Annotated in this window: 11 protein-coding genes; 9 read left to right on the top strand and 2 right to left on the bottom strand. The window is 43.9% G+C overall.

Going from position 1 to position 13689, the window contains the following annotated elements:
* Positions 1 to 47: 47 nt before the first annotated feature.
* Both DXB52_RS04710 and DXB52_RS04705 read left to right on the top strand, forming a co-directional pair.
* On the top strand, positions 48 to 1178 hold the full coding sequence (locus tag DXB52_RS04710) for a DUF362 domain-containing protein (RefSeq protein ID WP_118106628.1): 1131 nt from the start codon (positions 48 to 50) through the stop codon (positions 1176 to 1178).
* Positions 1179 to 1245: 67 nt separating this feature from the next.
* Positions 1246 to 1581 (top strand): cupin domain-containing protein, encoded by a 336-nt coding sequence (locus DXB52_RS04705; protein WP_118106627.1) that lies wholly within the window; start codon positions 1246 to 1248, stop codon positions 1579 to 1581.
* A gap of 109 nt (positions 1582 to 1690) precedes the next feature.
* Here the strand turns inward: DXB52_RS04705 and DXB52_RS04700 are convergent, their stop codons facing one another.
* Positions 1691 to 2581, bottom strand: coding sequence for a hypothetical protein (locus DXB52_RS04700; RefSeq protein ID WP_270370008.1), 891 nt, complete (start codon positions 2579 to 2581; stop codon positions 1691 to 1693).
* Between the two features lie 195 nt (positions 2582 to 2776).
* On the opposite strand from DXB52_RS04700, the gene DXB52_RS04695 reads away from it, so the two are divergent.
* The 3 genes from DXB52_RS04695 (at position 2777) to ilvC (ending at position 6420) form a co-directional block, all read left to right on the top strand.
* Complete coding sequence (locus DXB52_RS04695; RefSeq protein WP_118106643.1) at positions 2777 to 4591, top strand: ABC-F family ATP-binding cassette domain-containing protein; 1815 nt, start codon at positions 2777 to 2779, stop codon at positions 4589 to 4591.
* Between the two features lie 166 nt (positions 4592 to 4757).
* Positions 4758 to 5255, top strand: coding sequence for an acetolactate synthase small subunit (ilvN, locus tag DXB52_RS04690; protein WP_015529074.1), 498 nt, complete (start codon positions 4758 to 4760; stop codon positions 5253 to 5255).
* A 145-nt stretch (positions 5256 to 5400) separates the two neighbouring features.
* Positions 5401 to 6420, top strand: a complete 1020-nt coding sequence (gene ilvC, locus DXB52_RS04685; protein WP_015529076.1) for a ketol-acid reductoisomerase — start codon at positions 5401 to 5403, stop codon at positions 6418 to 6420.
* A gap of 206 nt (positions 6421 to 6626) precedes the next feature.
* Here the strand turns inward: ilvC and rpsT are convergent, their stop codons facing one another.
* Entirely contained in the window at positions 6627 to 6890 is a 264-nt protein-coding gene (gene rpsT / locus DXB52_RS04680) for a 30S ribosomal protein S20 (protein WP_020436247.1), read from the bottom strand.
* Positions 6891 to 7120: 230 nt separating this feature from the next.
* Between rpsT and gpr the strand changes: the two genes are divergently transcribed.
* The 4 genes from gpr (at position 7121) to DXB52_RS04660 (ending at position 13673) form a co-directional block, all read left to right on the top strand.
* Positions 7121 to 8110: a GPR endopeptidase gene (gene gpr, locus DXB52_RS04675; RefSeq protein ID WP_020436248.1), complete on the top strand. Its 990-nt coding sequence runs from the start codon at positions 7121 to 7123 to the stop codon at positions 8108 to 8110.
* A gap of 36 nt (positions 8111 to 8146) precedes the next feature.
* Positions 8147 to 9343, top strand: coding sequence for a stage II sporulation protein P (locus tag DXB52_RS04670; protein WP_472519955.1), 1197 nt, complete (start codon positions 8147 to 8149; stop codon positions 9341 to 9343).
* 155 nt (positions 9344 to 9498) lie between these two features.
* On the top strand, positions 9499 to 11421 hold the full coding sequence (locus DXB52_RS04665; RefSeq protein WP_117579395.1) for a DNA gyrase/topoisomerase IV subunit B: 1923 nt from the start codon (positions 9499 to 9501) through the stop codon (positions 11419 to 11421).
* Between the two features lie 11 nt (positions 11422 to 11432).
* Positions 11433 to 13673, top strand: a complete 2241-nt coding sequence (locus tag DXB52_RS04660; protein ID WP_020436251.1) for a DNA gyrase/topoisomerase IV subunit A — start codon at positions 11433 to 11435, stop codon at positions 13671 to 13673.
* The last annotated feature ends 16 nt before the right edge of the window (positions 13674 to 13689 follow it).

Below are 13689 nucleotides of genomic sequence, written 5' to 3'. Positions count from 1 at the left end.
AGAATGCAGGGTTAAGCTGTCAGAATTTACAACAGGAGGTTTACATCATGGAAAAAGCAAGGGTGTATTATACTGATTTCCGGGCGAAGCTTGGCGAAGGTCTTCCAACGAAGCTGAAACGTCTGATGAAGAAAGCAGGAATCAGTGAGATTGACATGGAGAATAAATTTGTGGCGATTAAGATGCATTTTGGAGAGATGGGGAATATCAGTTATCTCCGTCCGAATTATGCCAAGGCGGTTGCAGATGTCGTGAAGGAGCTTGGAGGAAAGCCATTTCTCACAGATTGTAATACACTATATCCGGGCAGTAGAAAGAACGCACTGGAGCATCTTTACTGTGCATGGGAGAATGGATTTACACCGTTGAGTGTCGGATGTCCGGTGATTATCGGAGATGGCCTGAAGGGAACGGATGATATTGAAGTTCCAGTACAGGGAGGAGAGTACATAGAGAAAGCGAAGATCGGACGTGCCGTGATGGATGCGGATGTATTTATCAGTCTGACGCATTTTAAAGGGCATGAGACGACAGGTTTCGGTGGTACGATCAAGAATATCGGAATGGGATGTGGTTCCAAAGCCGGTAAGAAGGATCAGCATTCTGTTGGTAAGCCGACGATCGATCAGGAAGCCTGCAGAGGATGTAAGAGCTGTCTGAGAGAGTGTGCGAATGATGGCCTGATTTATGATGCTGATGCAAGAAAGATGTCTATTGATCTTGAACATTGTGTCGGATGTGGAAGATGTATTGGGGCATGTAACTTTGATGCAATTTCATTTATGGACAGTGCGGCGACAAAGGTATTGAACTGCAAGATGGCAGAGTATACAAAGGCGGTTGTGGATGGAAGACCGAACTTCCATATTTCACTGATCGTTGACGTATCACCGAACTGTGACTGTCATCCGGAGAATGATGCACCGATCCTTCCGAATATCGGTATGTTTGCCTCTTTTGATCCGCTGGCACTGGATCAGGCGTGTGCAGATGTCTGTCTTAGCGCAACACCGTTGCCGCACAGCCAGCTTGCAGATCGTATGGAAGAAGAGAATTTCTGCGATCATCATGATCATTTTGAGAATACGACACCGAATTCAGAGTACAAGACTTGTCTGGCACATGCAGAGAAGATCGGTCTTGGAACAAGAGAGTATGAATTGATCTATATGAAATAAATGTCAGATAAAAAACGTATTGTAGCAAATAAGCTTTACAATAAAAATGTTTTAGGAGGAATTGAAGATGAGTGAATTAAGAGTTGAGAGAAAAGAAAACATGGCTGGTGGAAAGGGACACGTTATCATCAAGCACATTCTGGAAGAGAAAGAATTAAACGGAAAGTGCAAGATGTATGCAGAAGTCACACTGGAACCGGGATGTTCTCTTGGATATCATGAGCATCACAACGAGAGCGAGACATATTATATCCTTCGCGGGGAAGGAAATTATGATGACAATGGACGTATCCGCCCGGTGAAAGCAGGAGATGTGACATTTACACCGGATGGAATGGGACACGGACTGACGAATACAGGGGATACAGATCTTGTATTTATGGCGCTGATCATTTTGGATTAATACATCGCATTTTTTGAGACTGGCCCGTAAATTTTAAAAGTGCATCCGGCAATGATTTCGTGATCGATTTCATTGCCGGGTGCACTTTTTGTAAAGGGAATATTGTGTTCTAATTGGAACTTTTGTATTTTCTGATCAGGCAGGAGATGACTCCAGCTGCACACAGTCCAAACAATACATTGTGGAGGGAACCGTATACATCAAGAGCTCCTTTCACTCCGTAGATCACTTCCGGTGAATCAGGGAGCAACGGGCTGAAGAGGAATGCGGCATAGGAAACCGCAAATACAAGGATAAAAGACCACAGGCCTCTTCCGGTATCTTCTCTCCAGCTGGAGACTCCGTCACGTACGCGGACGCGTGTCATTGACCAGAGAAGGGAGATGAATTCGAAGAACAGGAAGAGGGCAGCTACACATAAGTAAGCGGCCAGAGTCTGGGAAATCTTCTGTGTCTGGATTGCCTCCTGGATATCTCCGTACGGTGTGCTTGCACGGTAAAAGTTGTAAAGTACAAATGCTGTTGTGGCCAGAATTAACACAATAGAAAGCTGCTGAAGCAATGTGCTTGTGAGCCTTGATAATGCCTTTCCGCCTTTTTTGATCGGTGCGGCAAGTTTTACTCCGCCACCGGAACGTTTCCTGCCGGAGGAGCGTCTGTCGTAGTCGCGATCATTATATGAATCATTATAAGGATTGTTGCGATTTGATCGTTTGTTAGGAGTGTTATAATCATCCTCATAATAATCATCCTCGTAATCTGCATCCTCTTCATAATCATCGTCATATTCAGGAAGTACTTCTTCGAACTGGCTGTCTTCGGAATCGTTAAAGTTATCTCGGTAATCGTCTGCGTTCATAACGATCGTCTCCGTGTTAGAATCAGGTCTGTTTATTTGTTTTGTATCTTCAGAAGTATGAAAATTGATTTCCGGATCTTCTTCATATGTAACTTCAAAATCATCATCGAAAATGTCTGAGAAATCATTCTTCGGGCTCATATCATTTACCTCACTTTCTATTTGAAACCATGTCATTGCATGTATCTCACTATGTTATAACGTTTTCCGTGTTTTCTCAACCCTTTCAAATATGAATTTAAAAATTTTTAAGATTTTCAGTGTCTGAAATATCTGTTATACTGGAATGGCGATGTGATTGATAAAAATGCAGAAAAACAGAAAGCAGGGAAAAGAATGAACTTAATTAATATAGAACATATTTCTAAAATATATGGGGAGAAAGTGATTTTTGATGATGCATCGTTTGGTGTTCAGCAGGGGGATAAGATCGGGATCGTTGGAATTAATGGAACCGGAAAGTCAACTCTTTTGAAGGTGGTTGCGGGAGAGGAAGTGCCGGATGAGGGGCAGGTTGTTCGTCAGAATGGTCTGAAGATTGCTTTTGTTCCGCAGAATCCGACATTTCCGGAGGGAATGGATATCCGCTCCTATGCACTTCAGGATGCAGATGCGGAGAGCTGGCAGGTGGAGAGTAATCTGACGGAACTTGGGATCACGCAGTGGGATCAGAAGATTGACACTTTATCCGGGGGACAGAAGAGACGTGTGGTTCTTGCGAAGATACTTGCAGGAGACTTTGACGTACTTCTTCTGGACGAGCCGACGAATCATCTGGATCAGGAGATGATTTCCTGGTTGGAAGATTATCTGAGATCTTACCGTGGAACTGTTCTTATGGTAACACATGACCGCTATTTCCTTGATCGTGTGACGAACCGTATCCTGGAGCTGAGCCATGGAAAGATGTATGGATATGATGCAGATTATTCCGGATTCCTTGAATTGAAGGCGCAGAGGGAAGAGATGGAGCTTGCAAGTCAGAGAAAGCGTCAGAGTATCCTTCGGATGGAACTGGAATGGGCGAAGCGTGGATGCCGTGCGAGAACGACAAAACAGAAGGCAAGACTGGAACGTCTGGAAGCGTTGAAAGCAGGAAAAGCACCTGTGACGGATCAGACGGTGGAACTTGATTCTGTAGAGACAAGAATGGGCAAGAAGACGATTGAACTTCATCATGTCAGCAAGCGTTTTGGGGAGAAGAAGATTCTGGATGATTTCAGTTATATTGTGCTTCGCAATCAGCGGCTTGGAATTATCGGACCGAACGGCTGTGGAAAATCTACGATTCTTAAGATGATTGCAGGTGTACTCAAGCCGGATGCAGGAGAGATTGAGATCGGCGAGACGATCAAGATCGGATATTTTGCACAGGAAGAACAGCATATGGATGATTCCCAGCGTGTGATCGATTATGTGAAGGATATTGCGGAGTATGTGACGACAAAGGACGGACAGATCAGTGCGAGCCAATTGTTGGAGAGGTTCTTATTTACACCGGATATGCAGTATGCACCGATCGGTAAGCTTTCCGGAGGGGAGAAGAGAAGGCTTTATCTTCTTGGTGTTCTTGCGGAGAATGCGAATGTTCTGTTGTTTGACGAGGCCAGAAATAATCTGGATATCCCAACACTTACGATCCTTGAGGACTATCTGAATTCATTTACAGGAATCGTGATCACTGTATCACATGACAGATATTTTCTGGACAATGTAGTTGACCGTATCTTTGAACTGGATGGAAACGGCGGGATCCGACAGTTTGAGGGAGGATACACGGATTATGTAGAGGCGAAGAAACGCAGATTCGGAGAGGAAAGCAAAGATATCAGAGGAAAGTCTGAACTTAAGCAGGAAGAAAAGTCCACGGAAGAAGAGACGCAGAAGAAAGGAAAGAACTGGAAGGACGGACAGCGCCAGAAGGTGAAGTTTTCTTTCAAGGAGCAGCGTGAATATGAGACAATTGATGAGGAGATTGCAAAGCTGGAAGAAAAAATAGCCTCTCTCGACCGTCAGATTGCCGCAAATGCAACGAATTCAGTGAAACTGCGTGAGCTGATGGAAGAGCAGGAGAAAGTAAGAGAGCAGCTCGAAGAGAAGGAAGAGCGCTGGATGTATTTGAATGAACTGGCAGAGGAATTTGGTCTGTGATGAAAAATCTCAAAAAGAGGGTTGACAAAGCCGGTTCTAGTTGTTAATATTAAGTAAGTAAAAAACAGAACGCACTCTGTTTTATACAAATCATGGAAGGAGCGAACCAGTCATCTTAGTCAGTCATAATATTTTCGCTTCCTGAAGTGAGAAAGAGAGGATACATATGAGAAGTCAGGTATTTTCACTGCTCGTAGATAACAATTCAGGTGTTTTGAGCAGAATTTCAGGACTCTTCAGCCGTCGTGGATACAGCATTGACAGTATTACGGCAGGTATGACAGCAGATCCTAGATTTACAAGGATTACGATTGTTTCATCCGGTGATGAGCAGATCCTATCACAGATTGAGAAGCAGCTCCGTAAGTTGGAGGATGTTGTGGATATCAAGGCTTTGAAAGCAGAAGAATCCGTTTGCAGAGAGTTGATCATGGTGAAGCTTCGTGCGAATGCCGCACAGCGTGGTGAGATCATCTCGGTTGCAGATATTTTCAGAGCGAAGATTGTAGATGTGGAAGAAGATTGTCTGATCATTGAATTGACAGGTACACAGAATAAGCTGGAAGCTTTCCTGAATCTTCTGAAGGATTATGAGATACTCGAACTGGCAAGAACCGGAATTACCGGACTTTCCAGAGGCAGCAAGGATGTTGCATTTTTCTGATCCGGTCAGGATCGGAGAACCGCAGGGAGAGCCTGTGGAACAGATAAAGCTAGTAAAGGGCAAGACCTTTCACTATATAGGATACCCCCGAAGAGGTCGGGAGCATTCTACTCTATATTTTAAATTCAATTAGGAGGAATGCAAAATGGCAGCAAAAATTTATTATCAGGAAGATTGTAACCTTTCTCTTCTCGAAGGACAGAAGATCGCTATCATTGGATACGGAAGCCAGGGACATGCACATGCACTGAACTTAAGAGAGTCAGGATGTGATGTTATCATCGGTCTGTACGAGGGAAGCCGTTCTTGGAAGAAAGCAGAAGAGCAGGGATTCAAAGTATATACAGCAGCTGAAGCTGCAAAGCAGGCTGACATCATCATGATTCTGATCAACGATGAGAAACAGGCTAAACTTTACAAAGAAGACATCGAGCCAAACCTTGAAGAGGGTAACATGCTTATGTTCGCTCACGGATTCAACATCCATTTCGGAACAATCGTACCACCGAAGAATGTTGATGTTACAATGATCGCACCTAAGGCACCAGGACATACAGTAAGAAGCGAGTATCAGGCTGGAAAAGGAACACCTTGTCTGGTAGCTGTAGAGCAGGATTACACAGGAAAAGCTCTTGACAGAGCACTTGCTTATGGTCTTGGAATCGGTGGAGCAAGAGCCGGAGTTCTTGAGACAACATTCAGAACAGAGACAGAGACAGACCTCTTCGGAGAGCAGGCTGTACTTTGTGGTGGTGTATGTGCACTTATGCAGGCTGGATTCGAGACTCTTTGTGAGGCTGGATATGATCCGAGAAATGCATACTTTGAGTGTATCCATGAGATGAAGCTGATCGTTGACCTGATTTACCAGTCAGGATTCGCTGGAATGAGATATTCTATCTCTAACACAGCTGAGTACGGTGATTATATCACAGGACCTAAGATCGTTACAGCTGAGACAAAGAAAGCTATGAAGAAAATTCTTTCTGATATCCAGGATGGTACATTTGCAAAAGACTTCCTGCTTGATATGTCTGATGCAGGTGGACAGGTTCACTTCAAGGCTATGAGAAAACTTGCTGCTGAACACCAGTCAGAGAAGGTTGGAGCTGAGATCAGAAAGCTTTACAGCTGGAGTGATGAGGACAAACTGATCAACAACTAATCAGTTGTCTGAGATTATAGAATAAGATAATAGAAGACCGGTACTTTCAGGTTAAGACTTGGAAGTGCCGGTCTTTTTCTCGCTCATGTGCGTATCCTGAGCGGAGCGTTTGTTATATATTAGAAGTACTGTCCTAATATATAACAAAAGGCGCATCTGCCATGACGGTAGCAGATGCGCCTGAAAATTCTATTCTCTATTTATAATTAAGCGATAGAGTCAACAGCTTTGGAAAGACGAGCGATCTTTCTGGAAACTGTTTTCTTGTGATAAACACCCTTGCTTCCAGCTTTGGAAATCTCAACGATTGCTGTGTGAAGAGCAGCCTTAGCAGCCTCTACATTCTTCTCAGCTACAGCTGTCTCTACTTTCTTTACAGCTGTTTTAACCTTAGATTTGATTGCTTTGTTTCTAGCAGCTTTTGTCTCTGTTACTAAAATTCTTTTCTTTGCAGATTTAATATTAGCCAATGTGTGCACCTCCAAAATATTCTATCATATGATTTTCAAATGTGATTCATGTGTTCAATAGACTCGGACACGGACGTTCTATCGAAACATACTCATTTATTCTAGTCCAACAAACGTGTTCTGTCAATACATATTTTACAAAAAAATGCTAAAAATAGGCTGTAATAAAACGAATCGTGGTTACAGTATACAAGAATCTATAACCTGACACGGAGAAAAGGGAGGCTATGATGAAAAATTACAGTGTGCGTACGGATCTTGCACTTGAGGAGAAGGAACGGTTTGCATCTGACAATGTAGAAGTGCAGGGAGTTGTTCTGGAGGAAGAGTATGACGAGGAGAATGAGATCCGGCTGACCCGTGTGGTGATCGAGACGGAGAATGGAGCGAAGATCATGGGAAAACCGACAGGCATTTATCTGACACTGGAATCTCCGGATCTGGCATTGGAGGTGGAAGAAAATAGCAGGGTATTACAGGAACGGATCTGTGATTGCATCCGGGAATTGATTTTTCATAAAATTTCCTGTAAAGATGGAAAAGAATTAAAGATTCTTTTTGTCGGGCTCGGTAACAGAGCGGTGACACCGGATGCGCTTGGCCCTTATGTTGCAGATCATCTGGAGGTAAACCGGCATATAGTAAAAGAATACGGAAAATATGCGATGCGCACGGAGCAATTGATTGTTCTTAGTGCAATTGTTCCCGGCGTGATGGGACAGACGGGGATGGAAACGGCGGAGATTGTCCGTGGAATTGTCCATGAGACGAAGCCGGATCTGATCCTTGCAGTGGATGCACTTGCTGCGCGAAACAGCAGACGATTGAACCGGACGATCCAGATTGCCGATACAGGAATTCATCCAGGTTCCGGTGTTGGAAATTACAGGAATGCAATGACGGAAGAATCCCTGGGGGTTCCTGTGATTGGAATCGGAGTGCCTACGGTTGTTGATGCGGCAACGATCGTCAATGATACGATGGAAAATTTCATCACTGCACTGGAGCAGTCGCAGGCATTAAGGAGTACAGGAGAGATTTTGCGCTCTTATAGTGCGGCGGAAAAATATGAGTTTGTAAAAGAATTGATCTCCCCACATTTAAATGGAATGTTTGTGACACCAAAGGATGTGGATGAAATGGTCCATCAGATCAGTCATACGATAGCAGCGTCCTTGAATCTTCTTTTTTCTGATATAAATGCAGGAGAAAGTGAATAGAATGATAGAAATGAGCGGAAGGACTCTGCAATGCGTGTGTATAAGAAAAAAACAATCCGACGTATGAAATGGTATGGGGTGATTCTGGCTCTGGCAGGTATTCCGTTAGGAATTGGGATGGGCCGGTCATTGGAAGAGGGGAGAACATTTTTATTAGAAGAAAGTCAGATTTATGCGCAGAAATTGTACCTTCCGCTTTTTTCTTATCAGAAAGAACAGGAATCAGAAAGGGAAGAGATCTTCAGGCTTCCACTTCATGTGTGGATGCCGTTGGCAGGATATCTGGAAGATCAGACAGAAAAAAGGGGAAAGGAAGAACCGGCGGAAGTATTGGAAGATGAGGAGACGATCGCATGGATTCTTCAGTGTCAGGCAAATGATGAACATGCGGTAGATGAAGAGGGAAAACTGGTCGGAGCAGAGCCGGCAACTCAGGAAAGTGCTGTAGAACAGCCGGTTCCTGGAATGGATCTTTCTATTGAGCGGCTGCGTGATTTTGAATATCTGACAAGCAATCTTTATACAATAGACAGTTCTACAATGATCGGACCGGAGCAGCTTAATGTGGACGATCTTTTAAACCGGAGTATGAAGATAGATCAAAGTACAGGAGGTCCGAAAATTTTGATCTTTCATACGCATTCACAGGAAGAATTTGCCGACTCCATACCGGGTGATCCATCTACAAGCATCGTTGGGATTGGGGAATATCTGACGCAGTTATTAAATGCGGATGGGATTGAGACGCTTCATGACAGCGGAGTGTATGATATTATTAATGGGAAACTTGACCGCAGCAGGGCATATGAGAATGCAGAAAGTGCAGTACGGCCGGTTCTGGAAGCGAATCCGACGATTGAAGTTGCAATCGATCTTCACAGAGACGGTGTAAATGCGGACACACATCTGGTAACGGAAGTGAATGGAAAACCGACTGCGAAGATCATGTATTTTAATGGATTGAGCAGGACACGGACAAATGGCGATATTGCCTATCTGTATAATCCATATATCCAGGATAATCTGGCGTTCTCCTTGCAGATGCAGATTGCATCGGAACAGTATTACCCAGGATTTGCAAGGCATATTTATCTGAAAGCTTACCGTTATAATCTTCATCTGCTGCCAAAGTCTCTGTTGATCGAAGCAGGGGCGCAGACAAATACGGTGGAAGAGATGAAGAATGCAATGGAGGTGCTGGAACGGACATTAAAGAGGGTAGTTACAGAATAAACGGTTGTCGGACAGTTACAGTCTTCTCTTGTCAGAAGAAGGTTGACAGAACATATGAGCGAAAAAGAAGTTGAAAATCAGATGGTTAAATGATATCATACTTGTTGATTGACTGTATAGAACAGTTTGAGTTCGAGAAAGAAGGAGAAAGAGTAATGGCGGGAAATAATACATACGATGCAGGGAGTATCGCGGTATTGGAAGGTCTTGAGGCAGTACGGAAACGCCCGGGAATGTACATAGGAAGTGTTTCTACAAAAGGACTGAATCATCTGATCTATGAGATCGTGGACAATGCAGTAGATGAGCACCTGGCAGGATTCTGCAGTGAGATCCAGGTGACATTGGAAAAAGACGGATCTGCAACCGTTTCAGATAACGGTCGTGGAGTTCCGGTTGATATGCATCAGAAGGGTGTATCTGCGGCTCGTCTGGTTTATACGACACTCCATGCAGGTGGTAAGTTTGATGATTCTGCATATAAGACAAGTGGTGGACTTCACGGAGTAGGTTCCTCTGTTGTAAATGCTCTTTCTACTTATATGGATGTGAAGATCAGCAGGGATGGATTTGTTCATCATGACCGGTACGAGAGAGGAATCCCGGTGATCGAACTGGAAGATGGACTTCTTCCTAAGATCGGAAAGACGAGAAAGACGGGAACAACGGTAAATTTTCTGCCGGATGATACGATCTTTGAGAAGACGAAGTTCAAAGCGGAAGAGGTTAAGAGCCGTCTGCATGAGACTGCGTATCTGAATCCGAATCTGACGATCGTGTTTGATGATAAGAGAGATGGAAGTGTTGAGCACATCGTTTATCACGAACCGGAAGGAATCATTGGATTTATCCAGAATCTGAACCGTAAGAAAGAAGTACTTCATGAACCGGTTTATTTTAAAGGGGAAGCAGACGGGATTGAAGTAGAGGTAACACTGCAGTATGTGAATGAGTTTCATGAGAATGTACTTGGATTTTGTAATAATATTTATAATGCAGAGGGCGGAACACATCTGACAGGATTTAAGACAACCTTTACAACTGTCATGAACCAGTATGCGAGAGAGATAGGAATCCTGAAAGAAAAGGATGCGAATTTTACCGGTGCGGATATCCGTAACGGAATGACTGCAATTGTATCCATTAAGCACCCGGATCCGAGATTTGAGGGGCAGACGAAGACAAAGTTGGATAACCCGGATGCGGCGAAAGCAGTCAGCAAGGTGACAGGAGAAGAGATTGTTCGTTTCTTTGATCGAAATCTGGATACACTTAAGACAGTTCTTTCCAGTGCGGAGAAAGCTGCGAAGATCCGCAAGACAGAAGAGAAGGCAAAGACCAATCTCCTGACAAAGCAGAAGTATTCTTTTGACAGTAACGGAAAGCTGGCAAACTGTGAGAGCAGAGATCCGGAGAAGTGCGAGATTTTTATCGTCGAGGGAGATTCCGCCGGTGGCTCTGCGAAGACAGCGAGAAACAGAAATTATCAGGCAATCCTTCCGATTCGTGGTAAGATCTTAAATGTTGAGAAAGCAAGTATTGATAAGGTGCTTGCCAATGCAGAGATCAAGACGATGATCAATGCATTTGGCTGCGGATTTTCTGAAGGATACGGAAATGACTTTGATATTACAAAGTTGAGATATGATAAGATCATCATTATGGCCGATGCCGATGTCGATGGTGCACATATTTCTACCTTATTGCTCACCTTATTCTATCGCTTTATGCCGGAGCTTATTTTTGAAGGACATGTATATATTGCGATGCCGCCACTTTATAAGGCAATGCCAAAGAGTGGAGAAGAAGAGTATCTGTATGATGATAAGGCACTGGAACGTTATAGAAAGACACATACAGGTCCGTTCACACTTCAGCGTTACAAAGGTCTTGGAGAGATGGATGCGGAGCAGCTCTGGGAGACAACACTGGATCCGGAGAGACGTATGTTGAAACGAGTAGAGATTGAGGATGCCCGAATGGCTTCAAGTGTAACGGAGATGCTGATGGGAACTGAAGTACCGCCGCGTCGTAATTTTATCTATGAAAATGCGACAGAGGCAGAACTGGATATCTAAGGAGAAGAAGAATGAGTAATGAATCACAGATCATAAGGACAGAATATTCTGATCTTATGAAGAAATCTTATATTGATTATGCGATGAGTGTTATTATCGCCAGAGCACTTCCGGATGTCCGTGATGGTCTCAAGCCGGTTCAGCGTCGTACACTTTATGATATGTACGAGCTTGGTATCCGTTATGATAAGCCTTATCGTAAGAGTGCACGTATCGTCGGAGATACGATGGGTAAATATCATCCGCATGGAGACAGTTCCATCTACGATTCTCTTGTAGTAATGGCGCAGGACTTCAAGAAGGGACAGGTTCTTGTTGACGGGCACGGTAACTTTGGATCCATTGAGGGAGACGGAGCTGCTGCGATGCGTTATACAGAGGCGCGCCTTACGAAGTTCACGCAGGAAGTATGTCTGGCCGATCTGGATAAGAATGTTATTGATTTTGGTCCGAACTTTGATGAGACGGAGAAGGAACCGCTTGTGCTTCCGATGCGTGTGCCGAACCTTTTGATCAATGGTGCGGAAGGAATTGCAGTCGGTATGGCGACAAGTATCCCGACACATAATCTCTGCGAAGTGGTCGATGCGGTCAAGGCATATATGAAAAATGACAAGATCACTACAAAGCAGCTGATGAAATATATCAAAGGACCGGATTTCCCGACCGGAGGAATTGTGGTCAATAAGGATGATCTTCCGGCAATCTATGAGAGCGGACAGGGGAAGATCAAGCTGCGTGGAAAAGTGGAAGTGGAAGAATTAAAAGGCGGCAAGAAGCAGCTTGTGATCACAGAGATCCCATACACGATGATCGGAGCCGGAATCGGAAAGTTCTTAAACGACGTATGCAATCTTGTGGAATCCAAGAAGACGACAGATATCGTTGATATTTCAAACCAGTCTTCAAAAGAAGGAATCCGTATCGTGATCGAATTGAAGCGTGGTGCGGATGTTGAGAACCTGAAGAATATGCTTTATAAGAAGACACGTCTGGAAGATACATTTGGCGTAAACATGCTGGCGGTTGCGAATGGCAGACCGGAGACTTTAAGTCTGAAACAGATCATAGAACATCATGTGGATTTCCAGTTTGAGCTTGCAACGAGGAAATATACAACTTTGCTTGGCAAAGAGCGGGAGAAGAGTGAAGTTCAGGAAGGTCTGATCAAAGCATGTGATGTGATCGACCTGATCATTGAGATTTTACGAGGAAGTAAATCTGTAAAAGATGCGCGTGCCTGTCTGGTAAACGGTGAGACGGAAAACATTAAGTTCAAGTCTGCGATTTCCAAAAAGATGGCGGCAATGCTCCGTTTTACAGAACGTCAGGCAACGGCAATTCTGGAGATGCGTCTTTATCGTCTGATCGGTCTGGAGATTGAAGCACTTCAGAAAGAACATGAGAAGACATTAGAAAATATTGCCCGTTATGAAGATATTTTAAATAACTATGATTCTATGGCAGGCGTGATCATGGAAGAGCTTGACAGTTATAAAAAAGAATTCGGAAGAAAGCGTCGTACCGTTGTGGAGAATGCAGAAGAAGCTGTTTTTGAAGAGAAGAAGATTGAAGAGCAGCAGGTTGTCTTTCTGATGGATCGCTTTGGTTACGCGAAGACAGTGGATACCGGAGTCTATGAGAGGAATAAAGAAGCTGCAGACAAAGAGAATAAATACATTGTGCATTGTATGAACATTGGAAAACTCTGTCTGTTTACAGATGAAGGCAAGATGCATCAGGTGAAGGTGCTTGATCTTCCACATGGAAAGTTCAGAGACAAAGGGATTCCGATTGATAATGTAAGTAATTATTCAAGCAGTGAAGAACAAATTGTTATGATCTGTGAAGAAGAGCAGATGTGTTATTCAAAATTATTGTTTGCAACAGCACAGGGAATGATCAAGCGTGTGGATGGAAGTGAGTTCCAGGTATCCAAGCGCACGATCGCGGCAACAAAGCTGCAGGAAGAAGACAGGCTTGTCGCAGTGAAGGTTGTGACGGAGTATCAGAATGTTGTCCTTCAGACGAAGAACGGATATTTCCTGAGGTTTTTATCTGCGGATGTTCCGGAGAAGAAAAAAGCAGCTGTCGGTGTCAGAGGAATTAAGCTTCAGAAGAAGGATGAATTAGAAGAAGTTTATCTTTTTGAAGAAGGAACAGAGACGAAGATTACTTATGGAGAAAAGACAGTTTCACTGAACCGCCTGAAACTGGCGAAACGGGATGGAACAGGAACCAAAAGCCGCTAGAAGTCTTGCCGGAAGC

The organism is Ruminococcus sp. OM04-4AA (assembly GCF_003462585.1).
Classification (GTDB): Bacteria; Bacillota; Clostridia; order Lachnospirales; family Lachnospiraceae; genus Mediterraneibacter; species Mediterraneibacter faecis.
Note: the sequence above shows the minus strand (reverse complement) of the source record. Positions and strands in the feature narration are given on the sequence as shown.

Excerpts from the sequence above, each read along its gene's own strand:
- DXB52_RS04710 (WP_118106628.1), top strand. The coding sequence starts at position 48 with ATGGAAAAAGCAAGGGTGTATTATACTGATTTCCGGGCGAAGCTTGGC.
- DXB52_RS04700 (WP_270370008.1), bottom strand. The coding sequence starts at position 2,581 with ATGAGCCCGAAGAATGATTTCTCAGACATTTTCGATGATGATTTTGAA.
- DXB52_RS04695 (WP_118106643.1), top strand. The coding sequence starts at position 2,777 with ATGAACTTAATTAATATAGAACATATTTCTAAAATATATGGGGAGAAA.
- gpr (WP_020436248.1), top strand. The coding sequence starts at position 7,121 with ATGAAAAATTACAGTGTGCGTACGGATCTTGCACTTGAGGAGAAGGAA.
- DXB52_RS04660 (WP_020436251.1), top strand. The coding sequence starts at position 11,433 with ATGAGTAATGAATCACAGATCATAAGGACAGAATATTCTGATCTTATG.
- ilvN (WP_015529074.1), top strand. The coding sequence starts at position 4,758 with ATGAGAAGTCAGGTATTTTCACTGCTCGTAGATAACAATTCAGGTGTT.
- ilvC (WP_015529076.1), top strand. The coding sequence starts at position 5,401 with ATGGCAGCAAAAATTTATTATCAGGAAGATTGTAACCTTTCTCTTCTC.
- DXB52_RS04665 (WP_117579395.1), top strand. The coding sequence starts at position 9,499 with ATGGCGGGAAATAATACATACGATGCAGGGAGTATCGCGGTATTGGAA.
- DXB52_RS04705 (WP_118106627.1), top strand. The coding sequence starts at position 1,246 with ATGAGTGAATTAAGAGTTGAGAGAAAAGAAAACATGGCTGGTGGAAAG.